19 protein-coding genes are annotated in these 22,844 nt (G+C 71.3%); 6 read left to right on the top strand and 13 right to left on the bottom strand.

The features are described 5' to 3' along the window. Positions 1–5: 5 nt before the first annotated feature. Positions 6–1,049 carry a glycosyltransferase family 2 protein gene (locus OOK34_RS16300; protein ID WP_267034601.1) on the bottom strand — a complete coding sequence of 348 codons (1,044 nt, stop codon included), beginning with the start codon at positions 1,047–1,049 and terminating at the stop codon, positions 6–8. 305 nt (positions 1,050–1,354) lie between these two features. Between OOK34_RS16300 and OOK34_RS16295 the strand changes: the two genes are divergently transcribed. After that, positions 1,355–2,764: an LCP family protein gene (locus OOK34_RS16295; RefSeq protein WP_323183427.1), complete on the top strand. Its 1,410-nt coding sequence runs from the start codon at positions 1,355–1,357 to the stop codon at positions 2,762–2,764. Here the strand turns inward: OOK34_RS16295 and OOK34_RS16290 are convergent. The 3 genes from OOK34_RS16290 to OOK34_RS16280 form a co-directional block, all read right to left on the bottom strand. Further along, positions 2,757–4,286, bottom strand: a complete 1,530-nt coding sequence (locus OOK34_RS16290) for a glycosyltransferase family 39 protein (protein ID WP_267034599.1) — start codon at positions 4,284–4,286, stop codon at positions 2,757–2,759. The genes OOK34_RS16295 and OOK34_RS16290 overlap by 8 nt on opposite strands. Beyond that, positions 4,283–5,500 carry an acyltransferase gene (locus OOK34_RS16285; RefSeq protein WP_267034598.1) on the bottom strand — a complete coding sequence of 406 codons (1,218 nt, stop codon included), beginning with the start codon at positions 5,498–5,500 and terminating at the stop codon, positions 4,283–4,285. The genes OOK34_RS16290 and OOK34_RS16285 overlap by 4 nt, the downstream gene beginning before the upstream one ends. Positions 5,501–5,617: 117 nt before the next feature. Then, the gene (locus OOK34_RS16280; protein WP_267034597.1) at positions 5,618–6,157 is read right to left on the bottom strand and encodes an acyl-CoA thioesterase; all 540 of its coding nucleotides are present in this window, start codon (positions 6,155–6,157) and stop codon (positions 5,618–5,620) included. A 106-nt stretch (positions 6,158–6,263) separates the two neighbouring features. On the opposite strand from OOK34_RS16280, the gene OOK34_RS16275 reads away from it, so the two are divergent. Further along, positions 6,264–7,595: an LCP family protein gene (locus OOK34_RS16275; protein ID WP_267034596.1), complete on the top strand. Its 1,332-nt coding sequence runs from the start codon at positions 6,264–6,266 to the stop codon at positions 7,593–7,595. A gap of 176 nt (positions 7,596–7,771) precedes the next feature. Then, positions 7,772–8,932 carry an acyltransferase gene (locus tag OOK34_RS16270; RefSeq protein WP_267034595.1) on the top strand — a complete coding sequence of 387 codons (1,161 nt, stop codon included), beginning with the start codon at positions 7,772–7,774 and terminating at the stop codon, positions 8,930–8,932. Positions 8,933–9,009: 77 nt separating this feature from the next. Here OOK34_RS16270 and OOK34_RS16265 read toward each other — a convergent pair whose 3' ends face one another. From OOK34_RS16265 to OOK34_RS16255, 3 genes are all read right to left on the bottom strand, one after another. Beyond that, on the bottom strand, positions 9,010–9,729 hold the full coding sequence (locus tag OOK34_RS16265) for a polyprenol monophosphomannose synthase (protein ID WP_267036766.1): 720 nt from the start codon (positions 9,727–9,729) through the stop codon (positions 9,010–9,012). A 113-nt stretch (positions 9,730–9,842) separates the two neighbouring features. Then, positions 9,843–10,925, bottom strand: coding sequence for an NDP-sugar synthase (locus OOK34_RS16260; protein ID WP_267034594.1), 1,083 nt, complete (start codon positions 10,923–10,925; stop codon positions 9,843–9,845). A 542-nt stretch (positions 10,926–11,467) separates the two neighbouring features. Next, positions 11,468–12,625 (bottom strand): acyl-CoA dehydrogenase family protein, encoded by a 1,158-nt coding sequence (locus OOK34_RS16255; protein WP_267034593.1) that lies wholly within the window; start codon positions 12,623–12,625, stop codon positions 11,468–11,470. 204 nt (positions 12,626–12,829) lie between these two features. Between OOK34_RS16255 and OOK34_RS16250 the strand changes: the two genes are divergently transcribed. Further along, positions 12,830–14,173 carry a UDP-glucose/GDP-mannose dehydrogenase family protein gene (locus OOK34_RS16250; RefSeq protein ID WP_267034592.1) on the top strand — a complete coding sequence of 448 codons (1,344 nt, stop codon included), beginning with the start codon at positions 12,830–12,832 and terminating at the stop codon, positions 14,171–14,173. A gap of 234 nt (positions 14,174–14,407) precedes the next feature. Then, the gene (locus tag OOK34_RS16245) at positions 14,408–15,709 is read left to right on the top strand and encodes a glycosyltransferase family 87 protein (protein ID WP_267034591.1); all 1,302 of its coding nucleotides are present in this window, start codon (positions 14,408–14,410) and stop codon (positions 15,707–15,709) included. On the opposite strand, the gene OOK34_RS16240 is transcribed toward OOK34_RS16245, so the two are convergent. The 4 genes from OOK34_RS16240 to OOK34_RS16225 all read right to left on the bottom strand — a co-directional run bounded on the left by OOK34_RS16240 (position 15,706) and on the right by OOK34_RS16225 (position 19,789). Continuing rightward, on the bottom strand, positions 15,706–16,773 hold the full coding sequence (locus OOK34_RS16240; RefSeq protein ID WP_267034590.1) for a membrane dipeptidase: 1,068 nt from the start codon (positions 16,771–16,773) through the stop codon (positions 15,706–15,708). The two genes, OOK34_RS16245 and OOK34_RS16240, sit on opposite strands and share 4 nt — an antisense overlap. A 174-nt stretch (positions 16,774–16,947) precedes the next feature. Further along, complete coding sequence (locus OOK34_RS16235; protein ID WP_267034589.1) at positions 16,948–18,129, bottom strand: dipeptidase; 1,182 nt, start codon at positions 18,127–18,129, stop codon at positions 16,948–16,950. After that, complete coding sequence (purE, locus tag OOK34_RS16230) at positions 18,126–18,653, bottom strand: 5-(carboxyamino)imidazole ribonucleotide mutase (RefSeq protein WP_267034588.1); 528 nt, start codon at positions 18,651–18,653, stop codon at positions 18,126–18,128. Before purE ends, OOK34_RS16235 begins: the two co-directional genes overlap by 4 nt. Beyond that, positions 18,650–19,789, bottom strand: a complete 1,140-nt coding sequence (locus tag OOK34_RS16225; protein ID WP_267034587.1) for a 5-(carboxyamino)imidazole ribonucleotide synthase — start codon at positions 19,787–19,789, stop codon at positions 18,650–18,652. Before OOK34_RS16225 ends, purE begins: the two co-directional genes overlap by 4 nt. 208 nt (positions 19,790–19,997) lie before the next feature. Here OOK34_RS16225 and OOK34_RS16220 point away from each other — a divergent pair, with 208 nt between their 5' ends. Then, positions 19,998–20,525 carry a GtrA family protein gene (locus OOK34_RS16220; protein ID WP_267034586.1) on the top strand — a complete coding sequence of 176 codons (528 nt, stop codon included), beginning with the start codon at positions 19,998–20,000 and terminating at the stop codon, positions 20,523–20,525. A gap of 21 nt (positions 20,526–20,546) precedes the next feature. On the opposite strand, the gene OOK34_RS16215 is transcribed toward OOK34_RS16220, so the two are convergent. Beyond that, positions 20,547–21,812 carry an ATP-binding protein gene (locus OOK34_RS16215; protein WP_267034585.1) on the bottom strand — a complete coding sequence of 422 codons (1,266 nt, stop codon included), beginning with the start codon at positions 21,810–21,812 and terminating at the stop codon, positions 20,547–20,549. Between the two features lie 38 nt (positions 21,813–21,850). After that, complete coding sequence (locus OOK34_RS16210; protein ID WP_007264490.1) at positions 21,851–22,528, bottom strand: response regulator transcription factor; 678 nt, start codon at positions 22,526–22,528, stop codon at positions 21,851–21,853. Positions 22,529–22,844: the final 316 nt, after the last annotated feature.

Genomic DNA, 22,844 nt, shown 5'->3' with positions numbered 1-22,844 from the left:
AGCAGCTAGACCTGCGAGTGGTCGCGGCCGGGGACCGACGGGCGGCGGCTCGCGATGACCTTGCGGGCGAGCGAGCGCGGGCTCGTCAGGAAGCCGAAGCCCCAGCACATGTGCATGGTGGCGAGGGCGACGGGGATCTGCGCCCGGGCCTTGAGCGGGAGCCCCCTGCCCGCCGGGACGGAGCCGGCGGCGATCGCCGCGAGGTAGCCGGCCGGGACGGCGAAGGCCCACGGGGTGACGGCCACACCCGCGACCACACCGGCCGCGATCGCGCAGACGGCGGTCGGCGGGGCCAGGTAGCGCAGGTTGATGGAGCCCGAGTGGTAGCGGGCCACCACGTGGCGCCAGCGGCCGTAGTCCTTGTACTGCTTGGCCAGGGCCCGTACGGAGGGCCGCGGCCGGTACTGGACCTTCAGCTCGGGCGAGAACCAGATGAGCCCGCCGGCCTCGCGGATGCGGAAGTTCAGCTCCCAGTCCTGGGCGCGGATGAACTCCTCGTTGTACCCGCCCTGCTGTTCCAGGGCCTCGCGGCGGAAGACGCCGAGGTAGACGGTCTCGGCCGGGCCGGCCTGGCCGCCGGTGTGGAAGGCCGCGTTGCCGACGCCGATCTTCGAGGTCATCGCGGCGGCGACGGCGTCCTCCCAGGCGTTCTCGCCCTCGGCGTGCATGATGCCGCCGACGTTCTGCGCGCCGGTCTCCTCCAGGAGGCGGACGGCGGTGGCGATGTAGTTCGGGGAGAGCATGCCGTGGCCGTCGACGCGGACGACGATCGGGTGGCGCGAGGCCTTGATCGCGGCGTTGAGGGCCGCGGGGGTCCGTCCGGTGGGGTTCGGGACGGTGCGGACGCGGGCTCGTTCATTGGACGCGGTTTCTCGTACGAGCTCGGCGGCGATCTCGTCGGTGCGGTCCGTGGACGGCCCGAGCGCGATCACCACCTCCATCTCGCCTGCGTACTCCTGTCCGAGGATGTGCCGGACGGAGTCACGCAGGTGGCGCTCCTCGTTGAGCACCGGCATGATCACCGAGACTGCGGGCTGCTGGGCGGGCATGTCGTCCTTCACGGTCGGGTATCGGTGTCACGTTACCGCGTACGGGGGAAACGGGTGCGCGGCGGACGAGCGGTACGGACAGAGGCTGATCGTATGGGCCTACTGTTCTGACGAATCTGCCCGATGTGCCGGCCGGCCCGTACGGCGGACCGAACGCCGGCTCCGTTCCCCTGCTGTCCCCCGCGGAGGTGTCCCCCGTGCCCCAGCCGCCCCGTCCCACCCGACCCGCCAGGCCTTCCCAGCCGCAGCGTGCGCGGAGCGGCGGTCGCGAGGCCCGGGGGCGGGGCGACCGGCCCCGGTGGGGAGTGCGGATCGCGGCCGGGCTGTCGCTGGTGGTGCTGGGCTCGGGGGCCGTGGGGCACGCCGTGATGACCGGCCTGGACACCGGGATCGAGCGGGTGGACCCCTTCAAGGACATGAAGAACCGCCCGCAGGCCGGGCACGGGATGAACTTCCTGCTGGTCGGCACCGACGGCCGGGACAAGATCAGCCCGGAGGAGAAGCGGGAGTACCGGCTCGGCGGGGCGCCCTGCCGCTGCACCGACACGATCATGCTGGTGCACCTGTCCGCCGACAAGGAGCGGGCCAGCGTGGTCAGCCTCCCCCGGGACAGCTACGCCGAGCTGCCCGCGCACCGGGACCCGGTGACCGGCAAGCCGCACAGGGCCCACCCGGTGAAGCTCAACGCGGCCTATGCCGAAGGCGGGCCGAACCTGACCGTGCGGACCGTCGAGAACATGACCCGGGTCAAGATCGACCACTACCTGGAGGTCGACTTCACCAGCTTCATGAGGACCGTCGACGCGATGGGCGGGGTGGAGATCTGCACCGCCAAGGCCCTGCACGACCAGAACACCGGCCTGGACCTGCTGCCCGGCACCCACCGGCTCAGCGGCGGCCAGTCCCTGCAGTACGTGCGCTCGCGCCATGTGGACGGGGCCTCCGACCTGGGCCGCATGCAGCGCCAGCAGCGGTTCGTGGCCGCCCTGATCAAGCAGGCCACCGGGGGCGGGGTGCTGCTGAACCCGGTGAAGTTCAAGGAGGTCAGCTCCACCCTGCTGGGGTCGGTGCGGGCCGACAAGGACTTCGGCTCGGAGCAGATGCTGGCGCTGGGGCAGGCCATGCGCGACTTCACCCCCTCCTCGTCCGAGTTCGCCTCGGTCCCGGTCGGGGACGCCTCGTACCCGGTCAAGGGGATCGGCTCGACGGTGAAGTGGGACGAGCCGAAGGCCGCCCGGCTCTTCGAGGCGCTGCGCCAGGACCGCCCGCTCGCCCCGGCCCGGACCGGGCAGGGCGGCGGCAGCGGCGGCGGCGGCGGGCAGCGGCTCCCCGCCGTGCCGGTGGACGTGCCCCCGCAGCAGATCAGGGTCCAGGTGGAGAACGGGACCCGGATCGACGGGCTCGGCGGGCGGGTGGACGCGGCCCTGCGCGCCACCGGCTTCGACACGACCCGCGCCCCGGGCAACGCCGCCAGCCGCGAGGTCCGGCGCACGGTGATCGCGTACGACCCGCGCTGGGACCGCTCCGCCCGCACCGTGGCGACGGCGCTGCCCGGCAGTGAGCTGCGCGCGGTCACCGGGCAGGGCCGCACGGTGCTGGTGACGGCCGGCTCGGAGTACCGCAAGGTGGTCCCGGTGCGGCCCGAGGACCCCTACCAGGGCGGGGAGGCCGCCGGGGCGGTCACCGGCGACCAGGTGGTGTGCGGGACTACCTGACGCGCTCCAGCAGGGAGACCCGCAGTCCGCGCACCGTCTGGCTCTCGGCCACCCGGTAGTGGCTCTCCAGCGCCTCGGCCTGCTCCTTCGGGAGCTTGTGGTACGGGTTCTTCGTACCGCTCCAGGTCACCACCCACACCCGCTGGGTGGAGCCGAGGCACTGCACGGGCCGCGCGCACTCCTGCGGGAACAGGTCGTCGCTCGCCAGCGCCGAGCGCTCCGCGAAGACGTCCCTCAGCTGGACGCGCTGCGGCAGGTAGTACTCCACCTGGAAGTCGATCATGAACACCCGGTCCGCGCCGCGCACGGGAACGAACCCGTCCCCGGGCCGGTAGCCCTTGGCGATGACCCGCGCCGCGGCCTCGCCGTCGAGGCCGACCCTGGACCACTCCGTACGCATCTGGCGCTGGTCGGGAAGGCCGAGGAGGATCAGCGCGGCCAGGGCGAGCGCCCCGGCCCGCCGCGGCCGCAGCGCGGCCAGGCCGGCGGCCGCGAGCACCACCCAGGCGGGCAGGGTGAAGAGCAGGTAGCGGTCCATGAAGTACGAGGTGCTGCCCTGCGAGACCACCCAGGCGGCCCCGATCGGGGCCGCCCCGACCAAGGCGAGCTCCACCGCGGGCCGCCGGCCCCGGCTCCAGGCGAGCGGGAGCAGCGCCACCGCGGCAATGGCGAGACCGATCATCGGGGAGCCGAAGAGGTTGCTCCAGAGGTCGGCGATGCTCCGCAGGTGCGGGGTCTTGATCCAGCTGATCTGGCGGCCCACCTGGCGCTGCCCCAGCAGCACCAGCGGGATCACCGGCAGCAGGGCGGCCGCCACCGTCACCGCGTAGGCGACGAGGGTGCGCCCCCGCCGGTCCTGCCACCAGCGCAGGAGCACGATCAGGCCGTGCGGCAGCAGGAACAGCAGCGACACGACGTGGAACAGCCCGGCCGCCGCCACCGCGAGGGCGTACGGGGCCCAGCGCCGCAGGGCCGGCCGCTCCAGCGCCCGCAGCAGCAGCCAGGTCGCGGCGGTGACCGCCAGCACGACGAAGGCGTACGAGCGGGCCTCCTGGCCGTACCGGGAGACGGCCGGCACGAAGGCGAAGAGCAGACCGGTGAAAACGGCGGTCCGGCGGTCGAAGAGCCTGCGGGCCGTCAGTACGGCGAAGGCCGCGGCGGCGGCCATGGCGAGCGCCGACGGCAGCCGGAGCATCGCGGTGGAGTCCCCGAAGACGGAGACCCAGCCGTGCAGCAGCAGGTAGTAGAGGCCGGAGACGGCGTCCACCCGGCCCAGCATGTCGATCAGCTCGCCGGTGCTGCGCGTGGCGGCGTTCCAGCTGGCCAGCTCATCCCGCCAGGGCTCGGCCCGGCCGATGCCGAAGGCGGTGACCACGAGCGTCAGCAGCGCGGCCCACAGCCAGTCGGGGCCCGGAAGCCGGCGCGGCGTCGCGGGTCCCGCACCGGTCCCGGGTCGCGGGTCGGCGGGCGAATCCGCCGGCGGATCGGCCGGCGAGACGGGCAGCATGCCTGCGGAGGTCATCGGATGGGGCTGCCTTCTGCGTGGACCGCAGGCTGCTCGGCGAGCGTGGCGCGGCTGCGTACGGGTGGGTCGGACTTGGGAAGTGCCAGCCCGGGAGCGTCCAGCATGCGTCGCATGAGGGCCGACAGGGGGCGCTCGGCGTAGCGGTGCACGACCCAGGACAGCAGGAGGATGGCGGCGAGGGCGGCGATGAGGGTCGCCCAGACGCCGATGCCGTGGTCGCGGGCCCAGCGGATCAGGGCGAAGCCGATCTCCTGGTGCAGCAGGTAGACGGGGTAGGTGAGCGCTCCCGCGGTGGTGAGCCACTTCCACTGGATCCGGTCGAAGGCGCCCATCGCCGCTGCGAGCACCACCCCGAAGGCGAACAGGCAGAAGACGGTCATGGCCGTCCAGCTGATCGAGTGCATCACGCCGTACTTGAAGCTGTCGCGCGTGCCGAGCAGCTGGTGCTGGGCCACCAGGAACGAGAATCCGACCGACCCGAGGAGCAGCCAGTTCGCACCGAAGCGGTAGATCAGGTACATGACCACACCGGCGATGAAGTACGGGGCGTACTCGGGCATGACGAACAGTTCCAGCAGCTTGTTGTCCGAGCCCCTGCCGACGACGGACAGGACCATCCAGATCCCGCAGAAGGTCAGCACCCGGCGGTAGGTCAGCCCGAAGGCCACCACGAAGGCGAAGAGCAGGTAGAAGCGCAGCTCGACCCAGAGGGTCCAGTAGACCGGGTCCACTTCGGCCACGCCGAGGGGCTGCTGGAGCATCGTCAGGTTGGACAGGATGTCCGAGACGCTGCGGTGCCCGCGCTCCTGCCTCGCCGACGCGGCGTAGTTGACCACCAGTCCGGTCAGCACGATCGCGACCCAGTACGCCGGGAAGAGGCGCACCACGCGCGAGGTGAAGTACTGCCGGGGGGTGCGGCCCCAGCAGGACATGCAGATGACGAAGCCGCTGATCAGGAAGAACAGCTGGACGCCCATAAAGCCGTAGGCACTGAAGCGGTGCAGCACCGGCATGAGGGACTCGGGGGTCCCTCCCCACACCGCGGAATTCCGGTTGACGCCCACCCAGTGGAAGGCGACCACCATCAGCGCGGCCACCAGCCGCAAGCCGTCCAGGGCTCGGAGCCTCGGCCGACGGGCCCTGTCGGGTTCCTGGCGCGAGCCCGGCAGCACCTTCTCTGCGCCCCGCTGGGGCGGTATGACCGTCGACATCGTGAGTAAATCTCCACAACAGGAGCCGGTTGAGGGGTCACGCCGCACCACCCGGTGCCGGGCGGGCAGACGTCGGCTGAGGAGTCTACGGGTGGCCCGCCGCAGCGGCCGAATGGATCATTCCTCGTCGAGGCCCTCGGCCTGGCGGCGCTCGCGCAGTTCGGTGATCGCCTGGCGGCGGGCGAGGCGGTGGGTGCGGCGGATCTGGGCCTCCTGGTAGCGGCGCTCGTCCTGCTCGGTCTCCGGGATCACCGGCGGGACCTGGCGGGGCTTGCCCTCGGCGTCCACCGCCGTGAAGACGAGGTAGGCGCTGCCGACCTGGGTGGCCGGGGTGGACTCGTTCCACCGCTCGGCCAGGACCCGTACGCCGATCTCCATCGAGGAGCGGCCGGTCCAGTTGCACTGCGCCCGCACGTGGACGAGGTCGCCGACCCGGACCGGGGCGAGGAAGGCCATCTCGTCCATGGAGGCGGTCACGGCCGGCCCGCCCGAGTGACGCCCGGCCACGGCCCCGGCGGCGTCGTCCACCAGCTTCATGATCACGCCGCCGTGCACCGTGCCGAGGAGGTTGGTGTCGTTCGCGGTCATGATGTGGCTGAGGGTGGTGCGGGAGGCCGAGATCGGCTTTCCCGCCGGTGCGGCCGGTATCTCTGTCATACGGCCACCTTAAGTGCGTATTGCAGGCATCAGCTCTGCAACAGCCCCGGTACGAAGGCTCCACCGGGGTGTCCTGCACCACCCCGGGCCAGGCATCCTTGTCCGCATGAGTGACTGGGACGGGTGGAACGGCGAGCGCGACGCACGGGGCCGCCGCGATGACGGGTACGGCAACGGCAGCGGGCAGGCGCAGCCGGACGGGGCGCAGCGGATGCGTCACGTCCAGCGGCCCCAGCAGCCGCCGCAGCGCCCGGCGCGGCCGCCGGTCCCGCCGCAGTCCCCGCCGCCGGGCGCCCGTCCCGGGTACGGGGTGCCGCCGCAGCAGGCGCAGGGCCCGGACGCCGCGTACGACAGCGGCTACAACACCGGGCAGGTCTACGGCCGGCCCGCGGGCCCGGGCGGTCCCTCGGGCCCCGGCGGCCCCTCGGGCCCCGGCGGCGCCGTCCCCGTCCGGGTGGTCGTCGACTGGCGCAAGCGGATCAAGATCGGCTCGATCGCCGTGGTCTCCGTCCTGCTGGTCACCGGTATCGGCACCTACTTCTGGGCGGACTCCCAGGTCCGCCGCGAGGTGGACCTGTCGAAGGTGATCGAGCGCCCGAAGGAGGGCGACTGCACCACGTACCTGATCGTGGGCTCCGACAGCCGCGAGGGCATGTCCGACGGGGAGAAGAAGAAGCTCCACACGGGCTCCGCCGAGGGCAAGCGCACCGACTCGATGATGATCCTGGCGAAGTGCTCCAGCGGGAACACCATGGTCTCGCTGCCTCGCGACTCCGACGTGGAGATCCCCTCCTTCGTCGGCTCCCAGTCGGGCAAGAAGTTCGCCTCCGAGGGGCGCCGGGTCAAGCTGAACGCCGCGTACGCGGAGGACGGCCCGGAGCTGCTCGTGCGGACGGTCGAGTTCAACACCGGGCTGCGCATCGACCACTACGCCGAGATCGGTTTCGCCGGTTTCGCGAACATCGTGGACGCCCTCGGCGGGGTGGAGCTGGACATCGAACAGGGCTTCAAGGACGAGAAGTCGGGCGCCGACTTCAAGGCGGGCCGCCAGACCCTGAACGGCGAGCAGTCCCTGGCCTTCGTACGGACCCGGTACGCCTTCGCCGAGTCGGACCTGCAACGGACCAAGAACCAGCAGAAGTTCCTCTCCGCGCTGGCGAGCCAGGCGGCCACCCCGAGCACGGTCCTCAACCCCTTCTCCCTCTACCCGGTGATGGGCGCCGGCCTGGACACGCTGGTCGTGGACAAGGACATGGGGCTGTGGGACATGGGGCAGATGTTCTTCGCGATGAAGGGCGTCAACGGGGGCGACGGCGTCTCGCTGAACATGCCGATCTCGGGCCAGCGGGGCGGCAACCTCGTCTGGGACAAGGCGAAGGTGCAGCAGCTGGTCAAGCAGATCCAGAACGACGAGAAGGTCACCGTCAGGGGGCAGTGATCAGGCCGCTGAACGGGTGAGGGCGTGACATTCGCCCAACCCGGCGCTGTGGACAGTGCGATGGTTTTCTCGTAAGACTGTTGCGGCCCGTACGCCGGGGGGATAGCGCGTGGGGCCCGTGTTCCGGCGCGGCCGTTGAAATTTCGGGCACGCGTCCGTCTGCCCGTGGAGCGTCCATGTCCCTGCATCCGTCCCCGCGCGTCCTCACAGACCGACGGGAGGACGGCGACCGTCCCCTTGTGCTCCCGTCCCTGCCGGGGCGGCCTCAGGACGCTGCGGCCGCCGCACGGCCCCGGCTGCGCGTCCTGGACGGGCTGCGCATCCTGGCGGCGGTGCTGGTGCTGGTGCACCACTACACCCGGCAGGAAGTGTGGGGGCGTGACGCCTTCGGCTGGCTGACCATGGTGGGCCGGTACAGCTGGATGGGCGTGGAGCTGTTCTTCATGATCAGCGGCTTCGTCATCTGCATGTCGGCCTGGGGGCGGCCGCTGGGCGGTTACCTGCGCAGCCGGGTGATCCGGCTGGGGCCCGCGTACTGGTTCTGCGTACTGGTCACCATGGGCGTGCTGCTGACGGTCGGGAAGCCCTTCGGCGGCGCCGGGCCGGGGCTGAGCCAGATCCTCACCAACCTGACGATGGTGCAGACCCCGCTGGGCAGCGCCCCGCTGGACATGTCGTACTGGACGCTGTGGTCCGAGGTCCGCTTCTACCTGATCTTCGCCGTGGTCGCGTGGACCGGTCTGACGTACCGCAAGGTGCTGAACTTCTGCTGGGTCTGGACGGTCGCCTCGCTGCTGGCCCCCAGCTCCGGGCTGCCGATCCTGCACGTGCTGGCGAACCCGAGCTACTCGCCGCTGTTCGTCTCCGGCATCTGCTTCTACCTGATCCGCCGTGAGGGGGCGCGCGCGGGCGAGCCGTGGGCCCTGCTGGTGTTCTCCTGGCTGCTGATGCAGCGCTGGCTGAACGACATCGTCCAGTGGAACACCGTCAAGGGCGACCGGCTGTCCTGGGAGATGTGCCTGCTCGTGGTGACCCTGTGCTACGTGGTGATGGCCGCGGTGGCCCTGGGGTGGCTGGACCGGATCGACTGGCGGTGGCTGTCGGTCGCGGGCGCCATGTCGTACCCGCTGTACCTGCTGCACCAGCAGGTCGGGGTGACCCTGCTGAACCAGTGGAGCCGGGACGCCCCGCCGTGGACGCTGATGCTGTCGGCGATGGCCGTGATGCTGCTGGCCTCGTGGCTGATCCAGCGGTTCGTGGAGCGGCCGGCGGCGCGCGGTCTGAAGCGGTTCCTGGAGTCCCGGCCGGCGGGGCGGGGCGGACGCGGCGGCGCGTAGACGACGGAAGGGGCACCCCCGAGGGGGTGCCCCTTCCGCTTGTTCCGCTCGCGTACGCGACTGGCGCTCGTACGCGACTACTTCTTGCCGGCGCGGGCGCGGAGCTTCCACGGCATGGCGATGGACTCCAGCTGGACGGCCAGGTTCATCTTGGACTCGCCGACGGTGCGGTCCTCGAAGTGGATCGGGACCTCCATCACCTGGAAGCCGCGGCGCAGGGCCTTGAACTTCATCTCCACCTGGAAGCTGTAGCCGGCGCTGCCGATCGACGCGAGGTCGATCGCCTTCAGCGCGGAGGCGCTCCACAGGTTGAAGCCGCCCGTGATGTCGCGGACGCGGGTGCCCAGGATGGTGCTCGCGTACGCGTTGGCCCAGCGGGAGAGCAGCTTGCGGTGCGCGCCCCAGGCGTCGGAGAGGGTGCCGCCCGGGACGTAGCGGGAGCCGACGACGAGACCGGCGCCGGTGGAGCGGGCCACGCCCAGCATCTCGGCGATCTTGCCGGCCGGGTGGGAGCCGTCCGCGTCCATCTGGAGCACGTACTCGGCGCCGTCCTCGACGGCCTTGGCCATGCCGGCCGCGTAGGCGCGGCCGAGGCCGTCCTTGGCGGTGCGGTGCAGGACCGACATGCGCGGCTTGCCGTCCTCGGTGAGGAAGCCCTCGGCCAGCTCGTCGGCGATCTTGCCGGTGCCGTCGGGCGAGGAGTCGTCGACGATCAGCAGGCGCAGGCCCGGCTGGTCGAGACCCATGAGCAGCTCCACCATGCCCGGCAGGTTGCCCGCCTCGTTGTACGTGGGCATGACCACGGTGAGCGGCGTGTCCGCCCAGGTGTCGGGGAGCTTCGTGGTTGCGACGTCGGTCGCGCGGGGAGTCTGCTGCTCGCCTATCACAGGTTGTGCCTCACTGAAGTTGGTCACCGGTCGGAGGAGAAGCGGACGGCGGCGTCGGGCAGCTCGGCCTCGCACCACACCCGCACCCCTGCGCGAAGTTCGTTGTCAGCCCCGACGACGGCACCGTCGCCGATGACCGCGCCCGTCACCACCGTGCGCGAACCGACCGAGGCGCCTGCGCCGATGAGGCTGGCGCTCACCACCGTGTCCGCGCCGAGGATCGCGCCGTCCAGCACGATGGAGCCCTGGACGACAGCACCCGATTCGATCCGGGCGCCGGCACCCACCACGGTACCGCCCGAGAGCTTGGCGCCGTCCGCCACCTGGGCGCCGGGGAGCACGAGGGCCTCGCCCCGGGGGCCGGGTACGGCCGGGGAGGCCACGATGCCGCGCACGAGGTCGGCGGAGGCCTGTACGAAGGACTCGGGCTTGCCGAGGTCCAGCCAGTAGGTGTCCTCGGTGACGCCGTGGAGCTTGGCGCCGGAGGAGAGCAGGCCCGGGAAGGTCTCGCGCTCGACGGATACCGATCGGCCGGCCGGGATGGAGTCGATCACGCTGCGGCGGAAGACGTAGCAGCCGGCGTTGATCTGGTCGGTGATGATCTCCTCGGGGGTCTGCGGCTTCTCGGTGAAGGCCAGCACCCGCCCCTCGGAGTCGGTGGGGACCAGGCCGAAGGCGCGCGGGTCCTCGACCCGCACGAGGTGCAGGGAGACGTCGGCGTCGGCCGCCTGGTGGGACTCGACCAGGCCCGCGATGTCCAGGCCGGTGAGGATGTCGCCGTTGAAGACCAGGACCGGGGAGTCCGGGCCGCCGGTCAGACGCTGCGCGGCGTTGCGGATGGCGCCGCCCGTGCCCAGCGGCTCGTCCTCGACGACGTACTCGAGGGTGATGCCGAAGTCCGATCCGTCGCCGAAGTAGGGCTCGAAGACCTCGGCGAGGTAGCAGGTGGCCATCACGATGTGCGTGACACCGGCGGCGGCGGCCCTGGCTATCTGGTGGGCGAGGAACGGGACACCCGCGGCCGGAACCATCGGCTTGGGGGTGTTCACCGTCACGGGGCGCAGTCGCGTCCCCTGCCCGCCGACCAGCAGGATCGCTTCCGTCATTTTTGTCTCTCCCCAACCGGTTCGGGCGTGCGAAGCTTCAAAGTTAGCCCATCCTGGAATGCGCGAAGGCCGCAGGCGGCCCGCCAGAGCCGCCTGCGGCAACGTTCCGGTTACGGCGGCTCCGCGCCATGCCGACGCTCCGGGGCCCGCACGTCCTCCGCTCGTGCGCGATATACGCCATACAACGGCGAAGACGCAATGCTCAGCAGCGGAACTGCACCGATCACTTCCAGGCCACGGACCGGACGCCGCCCCGCCCGAAGACGCCCACCCGCCACGGTGGAACGGGCACGTCCTGGGGGCGCCAGCATCCGGCGCGCGCGCCCGCTGGATCGGAATCGTTACAAAGGAGCGCTCCGCTTCGCGGAGATCGAACTGGTCCGGCGGCCTCGGCAGGTCCGGGACGCACTCGGGGCACACGTACACCCCCGGCGCGGACGACCCCACCGAGCGGGCCGAAGTCGCCTGATCCTGCCCAACCGACAAGGCCCCCGGCGTGATGCCGGGGGCCTTGTCGGTTGGGCAGGGTCAGCACCCGTCTACTACGGCAGGTTCCTGGCCATCACGATGCGCTGGACCTGGTTCGTGCCCTCGTAGATCTGCGTGATCTTCGCGTCGCGCATCATGCGCTCGACCGGGTAGTCGCGCGTGTAGCCGTAGCCGCCCAGGAGCTGGACGGCGTCGGTGGTGACCTCCATGGCGACGTCGGAGGCGAAGCACTTGGCCGCGGCGCCGAAGAAGGTGAGGTCAGCGTCCACGCGCTCCGACTTCGCGGCGGCGGCGTAGGTGAGCTGGCGGGCGGCCTCGATCTTCATGGCCATGTCCGCGAGCATGAACTGCACGCCCTGGAAGTCGCCGATCGGCTTGCCGAACTGCTTGCGCTCCTGGACGTAGCCCTTGGCGTAGTCGAGGGCGCCCTGGGCGATGCCGAGCGCCTGTGCCGCGATGGTGATGCGGGTGTGGTCCAGGGTCTTCATCGCGGTGGCGAATCCGGTGCCCTCGGCGCCGATCATGCGGTCGGCGGGGATGCGGACGTTGTCGAGGTAGACCTCGCGCGTCGGCGAGCCCTTGATGCCGAGCTTCTTCTCCGGGGCGCCGAAGGACACGCCTTCGTCGGACTTCTCGACCACGAAGGCCGAGATGCCCTTGGAGCGCTTCTCCGGGTCGGTGACGGCCATGACCGTGTAGTAGTCGGAGACGCCCGCGTTGGTGATCCAGCGCTTGACGCCGTTGAGGACCCAGAAGTCCCCGTCGCGCACGGCGCGGGTCTTCATGCCGGCGGCGTCGGAGCCCGCGTCGGGCTCGGAGAGGGCGTACGAGAACATCGCGTCGCCCTTGGCCAGCGGGCCGAGGTACTTGGCCTTGAGCTCCTCGGAACCGGAAAGGATCACCGGGAGCGAGCCGAGCTTGTTGACGGCCGGGATAAGAGAGGAGGAGGCGCACACGCGGGCCACCTCCTCGATCACGATCACGGTGGCGAGGGCGTCCGCGCCGGCGCCGCCGTAGTTCTCGGGCACGTGGACGGCGTGCAGGTCGTTGGCGACCAGGGCGTCGAGGGCCTCCTGCGGGAAGCGGGACTCCTCGTCGACCGCTGCCGCGAACGGCAGGATCTTCGCCTCGGCGAGCGAGCGGACGGACTCGCGGAGCATGTCGTGCTCCTCGGCCGGGCGGTACAGGTCGAAGTCGGCAGAACCCGCCAAGATCTCTCACTCCCCAAGGTGACGCTGACGCTGGTGCGCGCTGCGTGGATGCTAACTACCGTTAAGTAACCGAAATCTTAGTGTCCGGCGTCCCGGGAGCGATATGTACGGCGCACGTGAGCTGCGTGACAGCTGAGAACGTGCCCTGTCGGCGGCGCGGCTATGCTCGGTGGCCGCAAACGGCCCCGCACCTCTGGAGCACCCATGGCCCCCCTCAAGATCACTGTGATCGGCACCGGCTACCTCGGCGCGACGCACGCCGCCGCGATGGCCGAGCTGGGCTTCGAGGTGCTCGGGCTGGACGTGGTCCCGGAGAAGATCGAGATGCTGGCCGGCGGCCGGGTCCCCATGTACGAGCCCGGGCTGGAGGAACTGCTGTCCTCGCACGTCGCGGGGCTGCCCGGCTCCACGGGCCGGCTGCGGTTCACCACCTCCTGGGAGGAGGTCGGCGCCTTCGGCGACGTCCACTTCGTCTGTGTGAACACCCCGCAGAAGCACGGTGAGTACGCCTGCGACATGTCGTACGTGGACTCCGCGATGGAGTCCCTGGCCCCGCACCTGACCCGGCCGGTGCTGGTGGTCGGCAAGTCGACGGTGCCGGTGGGCTCGGCGGAGCGGCTCGCGGCGAAGCTGACCGCGCTGGCCCCGGCCGGCGAGGACGTGGAACTGGCGTGGAACCCGGAGTTCCTGCGCGAGGGCTTCGCCGTGCAGGACACCCTGCACCCGGACCGGATCGTCATCGGCGTCCAGGGCGAGCGCGGCGAGAAACTGCTGCGGGAGGTGTACGAGACCCCGATGTCGGAGGGCACCCCGCTGGTGGTCACCGACTTCCCGACCTCCGAGCTGGTCAAGACGGCCGCCAATTCCTTCCTCGCGACGAAGATCTCCTTCATCAACGCGATGGCCGAGGTCTGCGAGGCCGCGGGCGGCGACGTGGTCAAGCTCGCGGAGGCCATCGGCTACGACGAGCGGATCGGCGCGAAGTTCCTGCGCGCCGGGATCGGCTTCGGCGGCGGCTGCCTGCCCAAGGACATCCGGGCCTTCATGGCCCGGGCCGGCGAGCTGGGCGCCGACCAGGCCCTGACCTTCCTGCGCGAGGTCGACTCCATCAACATGCGCCGCCGCGGCCACATGGTCGAGCTGGCCCGGGAGGCGGTCGGCGGTTCCTTCCTCGGCAAGCGGGTCGCCGTGCTCGGCGCCACCTTCAAGCCCGACTCCGACGACGTCCGCGACTCCCCCGCCCTCAACGTCGCCGGGCAGATCCACCTCCAGGGCGGCCAGGTCACCGTCTACGACCCCAAGGGCATGGACAACGCCCGCCGCGTCTTCCCCACCCTCGGCTACGCCGACTCCGCCCTCGCGGCGGCCCGCGGCGCCGAGGTCGTCCTGCACCTCACCGAGTGGCGCGAGTTCCGCGACCTCGACCCGGCGGTGCTCGGCGAGGTCGTCACCGACCGCCTGATCCTCGACGGCCGGAACGCCCTGGACCCGGCGCGCTGGCGGGCCGCCGGCTGGACGTACCGGGCGATGGGGCGGCCGCAGGCGTAACGCCGCACGAGCCCCGACGGGCGGAGTCCGGCGCAGCGGCCCGAAGCCCCCGAGGCGCCCCGGCGCCGAGGGGCGCGAGGGCCGCGTCGAAAAGAGGTCGTACCGGGCGATGGGGCGGCCTCAGGCGTAAGGCAAATGGCGGGCTCGGGGGCTGGCCAGGGCCTTTACCGATACCCACTTTTGATGGGTCTCAGTCAAAGAAGTGGAATAAATGAATAGGTAGACTTCGCGCCGATGACCACGACCAGCAGCCCTCCGACCAACCCCACCGCATCTGCGACGGCGGCGCCCGCCACGCGTGACCGGCGGGGATCCTTCGAAGCAGCCATGCGAGGACGCGGAGCCCTGCTGGGCATCGCGGGCTTCTGGCTGGCGTCCCGTGCCGCGATGCTCTGGATGCTCGTCAACGAGTTCTTCAGCTCGAACGTCGTCCGGGTCGAGGTCACCGCGACCTACCACAACTGGTACAACGTCCTCGTCACCTGGACGCTGCCGCAGAACGACATCATGTGGCAGTACCCCCCGGCGGCCGCGGCGATCTTCCTCTCGCCCGACCTCCTCCCCTTCCTCACCTACTTCCAGGCCTTCGTCGCCCTGACGGTGCTCTGCGACGCCGTGATCCTCGTCGGCCTGATGCGGGCCGCCCGCCGCAACGACGGCAGCATGGCCGGCGCCGCGCTGTGGCTGTTCACGCTGCCGATGCTGATGGCGACCCCGTTCGCCCGCTACGACGTCCAGGTCACCCTGCTCGCCGTCGGCTCGCTGCTCTGCCTGCGCTACCGCCCCCGGCTCGGCGGCGTCGTCGCCGGCATCGGCGCCATGGTCAAGGTGTGGCCGCTGCTGACCCTGCTCGGCACCCCGCGCGGCAAGTCCACGCGGGACGCCTTCGTCGCGGCGGCGCTGTCCTGCGTCGCGCTGCTGGCCGTCTTCGCCGCGCTGTTCCGCGACACCCTCGGCTTCCTCGGCAACCAGGGCGACCGCGGTGTGCAGGTCGAGTCCCTCGGCGGCAGCGCGCTGATGGCGCTGCGCCTCGTGGACCTGTGGCCCGGCAAGATCAACTTCCAGTACGGGGCCTTCGAGTACGTCGGCCCGTACGTGTCGAGCATCGCGCGGGCCTCGCTCGGCCTGACCGTGATCGGCTTCCTGCTGCTCCTGCTGTGGCGGGTCAGGGCCAACCGCTGGTCGAACGCGACGCCTTTCGACGCCGCGCTCTGCGCCATCATGGTCTTCACCGTCACCAGCCGGGTGATCAGCCCGCAGTACATGATCTGGCTGCTCGGCCTCGCGGCCGTCTGCCTGACCTCCCGGCACACCACCCAGCGCCCGATCGCCTGGCTGCTGGTGGTCGCCACCGCGCTGACCACGCTGATCTTCCCGGTCTGGTACGGCTCGGACATCCTCACCAACAGCACGCTCGGCACGGTCCTGCTGTGCGCGCGCAACGGCCTCCTGCTCTACGCCACGGTGTGGTCCGGGATCCGGCTGTGGAAGGCGACCGTCCTGCCGAAGCGGGCACTGGCTCCCCGCTCCGTTTAGGGAGCTCTGCGGTGCTGGGCGGCGCGGGCCGTGAACTCCGCGTCGCGCAACACCCGCTGGGCATTGCCCCAGGTCAGCAGGGCCAGGTCGGCTTCCGACCAGCCCCGCTCCAGCAGTTCCGCGATCAGGTACGGGTAGCCCGAGGGATCCGCCAGGCCGGCCGGCCTCGGACTTCCCCGCTCGGCGCCGAAGGTGGCGCCCAGCCCCACGCCCTCCGGGCCCGCGAGGGCCCGTACGTGCTCCACGTGGTCGGCCACCGCGTGCAGGGAGTCCCCCGTCCGCGCGGTGTCGAAGGTGACCATCGCCAGCCCGTTCGCCGCCCGTAGCGCGAGGAGCACCTCGTCGGTGACGTTCCCCGGATGCGGGTTGAGCGCGGTCGCCCCGGTGTTCGAGATGATCACCGGTGCCTTGGAGGCCGCCGCGAGCTGGCAGGCCGCGGCCGGCGAGCAGCCCGTCAGGTCCAGCAGCATCGCCAGCCGGTTGACCTCCTTGACCACCTCGTGGCCGAAGGCCGTCAGCCCCTCGTCGGCCCAGGGGGCACCAGCCGGCGCGAGGATCCGTACGCCCAGCGCGTGGAACGCGCGCAGCGCGCCGAGGGAATCGGTGAGCGTGCTCCCGGGCACGGGGCCCAGGAACGAGGCGATCCGGCCCCGGTTGCGGGCGTCGGCCATGTCGTCGGCGCTCAGTGCGAGGCACAGGCTGTCGCAGTAGCGGCGCATCAGGGACCGCGCCACGTCGATCTGTTCGAGGGTGTCGGACACCACCTGGTCGGCGGCGCCCGTCCCGCGCGGGCGGCCCGGGGGTACGAGCAGCGTCCAGAACTGGGCGCCCACTCCCCCCGCCCGCAGCCGGGGGATGTCGGTGTCGACTTCGCTGTCCGGGGTGTCGATGTCGTGGTACGGGCTCTGGCGCAGGGTCCAGACGAGGGTGTTGCACCCGTCCGCGACGGGATGGACGGCGAGCAGCGCGGCTGCCCGGTCCAGGGCGCCGCCCACCATGGTGGGGGCGGGGACGTCTTCGGCTCCGACGCCCACGGAGTGGGGTTCATCCTGCAGGTCGGCCATGGCGTTGGCTCCGGTCTCGGCGGCAGCAGGGAGAGATGCTGCCACCGTGACACGTGGGTCGCCGGGGCCGCCCGGCGGATGTGGCGTTCGGGTGGTGACCCGGTCCGGGGGCGGGGTCTCCGGGGGGCGCACCCCCGGACCGCCCCCGGCCCCCGGCCCCGGACGCCGGTACCGTCAGAGGAGGCAGGCGTTGGACGGGCCCCGGGTCGCCGAGAGCTCCCGGGCGGCCGATTCCGCGTCGCGCAGCACCCGTACCGCGTTGGACCAGGTGAGCTTGGCCAGGTCGGCGCGCGACCAGCCGCGCCCGAGCAGCTCCGCGATCAGGTTCGGGTAGCCCGACACGTCGTCCAGACCGGAGGGGGTGAAGGCGGTGCCGTCGAAGTCCCCGCCGATGCCGATGTGGTCGACGCCGGCCACCTCGCGCATGTGGTCCAGGTGGTCGGCGACGGTGGCCGCGGTGGCCACCGGGCGCGGGCGCGCCGCCTCGAACTCCCGGTGCAGGGCCATCGCCTCGGGGGTGGTGTCGAGGTGGTGGAGGCCGTGCGCGCGCAGGTTCTCGTCCGCCGCCAGGGTCCACTCGACGGCCGCGGGCAGGATGAACTTCGGCACGAAAGTGGCCATCGCCACCCCGCCGTTGGCCGCGAGCCGCTCCAGCACGTCGTCGGGGACGTTGCGCGGGTGGTCGCACACCGCGCGCGCCGAGGAGTGCGAGAAGATCACCGGCGCGTCCGAGACGTCGAGGGCGTCGCGCATCGTCGTCGGGGCGACGTGCGAGAGGTCCACGAGCATGCCGATGCGGTTCATCTCGCGCACGACCTCACGGCCGAAGTCCGTGAGACCGCCGTGCCGGGGCTCGTCGGTCGCCGAGTCCGCCCAGTCGATGGTGTCGTTGTGCGTGAGCGTCATGTACCGCACGCCCAGCTGGTGCAGGGCGCGCAGGGTGGCCAGCGAGTTGTTGATGGAGTGGCCGCCCTCGGCGCCCATCAGCGAGGCGATCCGGCCGTCGGCGCGGGCCGCCTCCATGTCGTCGGCCGTCAGCGCGCGCACCAGCGAGCCCGGGTAACGGGTGATCAGCTGGTCGACGACGTCGATCTGTTCCAGCGTGGCGCTGACCGCCTCGTCGCCCGTGTAGTCAGAGCGCACGTAGACGGACCAGAACTGCGCGCCGACCCCGCCGGCGCGCAGCCGGGGGATGTCGGTGTGCAGGTGGTCCGACTGGTCGCCGGCGATGTCCCGCCGGTCGAGGTCGTAGCGGACCTGCTGGCGCAGCGCCCAGGGCAGGTCGTTGTGGCCGTCGACGACGGGGTACTGGGCGAGCAGCTCCCGGGCCTGCCCCAGCAGGTCCGCCGCGCTCACTTGCCGAATCCGAAGGAGTCCGCGCCCGCGACCTTCGTACGCAGCCGCTTGCCCTTCTCGGTGGCCTGGTCGTTCAGCTCCTGCTGGAAGTCCCGCATCCGGGCCAGCAGCTCCTCGTCGTGGGCGGCCAGCATCCGTACGGCCAGCAGGCCCGCGTTGCGCGCTCCGGCGACGGAGACGGTGGCGACGGGAACCCCGGCGGGCATCTGCACGATCGACAGCAGCGAGTCCATGCCGTCGAGGTACTTCAGCGGCACCGGCACCCCGATCACGGGCAGCGGGGTGACGGAGGCGAGCATCCCGGGCAGGTGGGCGGCTCCGCCCGCGCCCGCGATGATCGCCTTCAGGCCGCGCCCGGCGGCCCGCTCGCCGTACGCGACCATCTCGCGCGGCATCCGGTGGGCGGAGACGACGTCGACCTCGTAGGGGATCTCGAACTCGTCCAGCGCCTGGGCCGCGGCCTCCATGACCGGCCAGTCGGAGTCGGATCCCATGACGATGCCTACGACGGGAGAGGTGCTCATTCTGTGATCGTTCCTCTGAGGTAGCCGGCTGCGTGACGTGCGCGCTCCAGCACATCGTCAAGGTCGTCGCCGTAGGTGTTGACGTGGCCGACCTTGCGGCCGTGTTTCACGTCCTTGCCGTACATGTGGATCTTCACCTGCGGGTCGTGGGCCATGCAGTGCAGGTACGCCGCGTACATGTCGGGGTAGTCCCCGCCGAGCACGTTGGCCATGACCGTCCAGCGGGCCCGGGGGCGCGGGTCGCCCAGGGGGAGGTCCAGGACCGCGCGGACGTGGTTGGCGAACTGGGAGGTGACGGCGCCGTCCTGGGTCCAGTGGCCGCTGTTGTGCGGGCGCATGGCCAGTTCGTTGACGAGGATGCGGCCGTCGGTGGTCTCGAACAGCTCCACGGCCAGGTGGCCGGTCACGTCGAGCTCCTTGGCGATGCGCAGGGCCAGGGCCTGGGCCTCGCCGGCGAGGGCCTCGGAGAGGTTGGGAGCGGGGGCGATCACCGTGTCGCAGACCCCGTCCACCTGGATGGACTCGACGACGGGGTAGGCCACCGCCTGGCCGTGCGGGGAGCGGACGATGTTGGCCGCGAGCTCGCGGACGTAGTCCACCTTCTCTTCGGCGAGGACCGGGACGCCCGCCCTGAAGGGGAGCTCCGCGTCCTCGGGGGTGCGGACGAACCACACGCCCTTGCCGTCGTACCCGCCGCGCACCGTCTTGAGGATGACGGGGAACCCGCCGACCTCGTCCGCGAAGGCCGCCGCGTCCGCCGGATCGCTCACGATCCGGTGGCGGGGGCTCGGGGCGCCGATCTCGTCGAGCTTCGCGCGCATCACCCCCTTGTCGGCGGCGTGCATCAACGCGTCGGGCCCCGGGCGGACGGGGATGCCGTCCGCTTCCAGGGCCCGGAGGTGCTCGATGGGCACGTGCTCGTGGTCGAAAGTGATCACATCGCAGCCGCGCGCGAAGGCGCGCAACGTCTCCAGATCGCGATAGTCGCCGATGACGACGTCGCTCACGACCTGGGCCGCCGAGTCCTGTGGGGTGTCACTGAGGATCTTGAATCTGATGCCGAGGGGGATACCCGCCTCGTGGGTCATGCGGGCGAGCTGTCCGCCGCCGACCATGCCGACTACCGGGAACGTCACGCCTCCAGGGTATCCGCCGGTATTCCGCCATTCGGACGTGGCCCTGGCGCGGACTCGCCGACGGGGTCCGCGGGCGCGTGTGCCGTGCGTCGCACGGGGTGCCGAGGCGCAGACGGCCGCAGCGGAGGACACTTAGCATGGTGGGGTTGACGAGATCGGGTGACGCCCCGCCGTGGGCGACGACGACGGACAGGGACTGAACCATCACATGAGCACGCCGAACGCAGTACCGCTGTCCGAGCGCTTCCGCGGTCTGGCCCGGGAGGTCGTCAAGTTCGGAGCGGTCGGCGGAGCGGGCGTCCTCGTCAACTTCGGTGTCTTCAACCTGCTGCGCAGCACGACCGATCTGCAGACCGTGCGCGCGAACGTCATAGCCATCGTGGTGGCGATCGTCACCAACTACGTGGGGTTCCGGTACTTCACCTACCGTGACCGCGACCTCGGCAGCCGCCGTCGCGAGATGCTGCTCTTCGTCCTGTTCAGCGTCATCGGCATGGTCATCGAGAGCGGTGTGCTCTACGTGGCCACGTACGGCTTCGGCTTCGACAGCTCGCTGCAGAACAACGTCTTCAAGTTCCTCGGCATGGCGGTGGCGACCGTCTTCCGCTTCTGGTCCTACCGGAGCTGGGTCTTCAAGGCCCTGCCCACGCCGGCCGCGCCCTCGCTGGTCGTCGAGCAGCGCGACGGGCACGAGGCGCCCGCCGCTCCCCTCACCCCCGAGCCCGCGGGCCAGTAGGACGCAGGGCCGGGTAGGCCCCTACCGCACCGTCCGCTCCGGCTCCGTCCGTTCCGGGGCGGTACGGCTGAGGAACAGTGCGAACACCGGCGGCTGGCCCTGGAGCAGTTCCAGGCGGCCGCCGTCGGCTTCCGCGAGGTCCCGGGCGACGGCCAGGCCGATCCCGGTGGAGTTGCGGCCGCTGATGGCCCGCTCGAAGATCCGGTTGCCGAGGTCGGGCGGGACGCCCGGGCCCTCGTCCGTCACCTCCAGTACGGCCTGGTTGCCGGTCACGCGGGTGCGCAGGGCGACGGTGCCGCCGCCGTGCATGAGGGCGTTCTCCACGAGGGTCGCCAGGACCTGGGAGACGGCCCCCGGGGTGCCGACGGCCCGCATGCCTGTCTTCCCGGAGCGGACGATGGCCCGCCCGGCGCTGCGGTAGGCCGGCCGCCACTCCTCCACCTGCTGCTTGACGACCTCGTCCAGGTCGAAGGGGACCGCCGAGCCGGTCCGCGGGTCCCGCGAGTTCGTCAGCAGCCGCTGCACCACGTCCGTGAGCCGCTCCACCTGGGTGAGGGCGATGGTCGCCTCCTCCCGTACGGTCTCCAGGTCGTCGGTGACCGTGATCTCCTCGAGCCGCATCGACAGGGCGGTGAGCGGGGTCCGCAGCTGGTGGGAGGCGTCGGCGGCCAGGCGCCGCTCGGCGGTCAGCATGCGGGCGATCCGCTCGGCGCTGGAGTCCAGTACGTCGGCGACCCGGTCCAGCTCGGGGACCCCGTACCGCTTGTGCCGGGGCCGCGGGTCGCCCGATCCCAGCCGCTCGGCGGTCTCGGCGAGGTCGGTGAGCGGGGAGGCCAGCCGGTTGGCCTGGCGTACGGCGAGCAGTACGGCCGCCACGACGGCCAGCAGCGCCACCGCGCCGACCACCGCCAGGGTGCGCCCGACCTCCCTGGTGACCGTGGAGCGGGACTCCTCGACCACCACCAGCACGCCCTGCTCACCGCGCGCGGTGCCCCGGATGACGCTGTCGTCGATCCGGTCGCCGATCTCGACGGGCGGCCGTCCGGCGACGGTGACACGGGCGTACGTGCCGAGGTCGAGCTGCTCGGCGATCGCGCCCGCGTCGACCGGCTTGTGCTCCAGGACGTCCGCCTCGACGATGCCCAGCAGCCGCAGCGCCTCGGACCCGATCCGGTCCTGGGCGCTGCTGGTGATGGTCCGGGTCTCCACGATCACGAGGGAGACCCCGAACACGGCGATCACGACGAGCACCACGGCGAGCGTGGAATTGATGAGGCGGCGGCGCATGCCTTAGAGGATGCCCTAGCGGATGCTCCGGGAGCGGGTCAGCTCTTCTCGAAGCGGAAGCCGACGCCACGGACGGTGGCGATGTAGCGGGGGTTCGCGGCGTCGTCGCCCAGCTTCTTGCGCAGCCAGGAGATGTGCATGTCGAGGGTCTTGGTGGAGGACCACCAGGTGGTGTCCCAGACCTCGCGCATCAGCTGGTCGCGGGTGACGACCCGGCCGGCGTCCCGGACCAGGACGCGCAGCAGGTCGAACTCCTTCGCGGTGAGCTGGAGCTCCTCCTCGCCCATCCAGGCGCGGTGCGACTCGACGTCGATGCGCACGCCGTGGGTGGCGGGGGCCTGGCTGGCCTCGGTGGCGCCGCGCCGCAGCAGGGCCCGGACGCGGGCGAGCAGCTCGGCGAGCCGGAAGGGCTTGGTCACGTAGTCGTCGGCGCCGGCGTCCAGGCCGACCACCGTGTCGACCTCGTCGGCACGGGCGGTGAGGACCAGGATCGGGAAGCCGTGGCCTTCGGCGCGCAGGCGGCGGGCCACCTCCAGGCCGTCCATGCCGGGCAGGCCCAGATCCAGGACGACGAGGTCGACGCCGCCCTGCAGTCCGGCGTCCAGGGCGGTGGGGCCGTCCTCCCGGACCTCGACCTCGTACCCCTCCCGGCGCAGGGCGCGGGCCAGGGGTTCCGAGATGGATGCGTCGTCCTCGGCGAGCAGTACACGCGTCATGTGGGTGATGGTAGTCCGCGGCGGCTGAAAGGAGGCCCTTGCCCGCACACCCCTCTCGAACTGGGCTTATGAACTACTACCGGCCTTCGAATATGCTGAATCGGTTCCCTGGAAGCCTGTGATCCATCTCTCAAGTCCTTCCGTATGGCGCAGTGTCCTGTCGTATGGTGGCGAGACGCCTTATGCAATACCCCGGGGATCTTTGTGCCGAAAAACGCGCCCAAGACCTCAAATTCTGCTCTGGTCGGTTCGGCTTGATCCGGCCCAGATGACAGTGAATGACCTATGGGCCGGGCCCTTGGCGCGAAGATGCGCA

Source organism: Streptomyces sp. NBC_00091 (assembly GCF_026343185.1).
Taxonomy (GTDB): Bacteria; Actinomycetota; Actinomycetes; order Streptomycetales; family Streptomycetaceae; genus Streptomyces.
The sequence above is the reverse complement of the archived record's forward strand: the minus strand, read 5'-3'. Positions and strand labels throughout refer to the sequence as shown.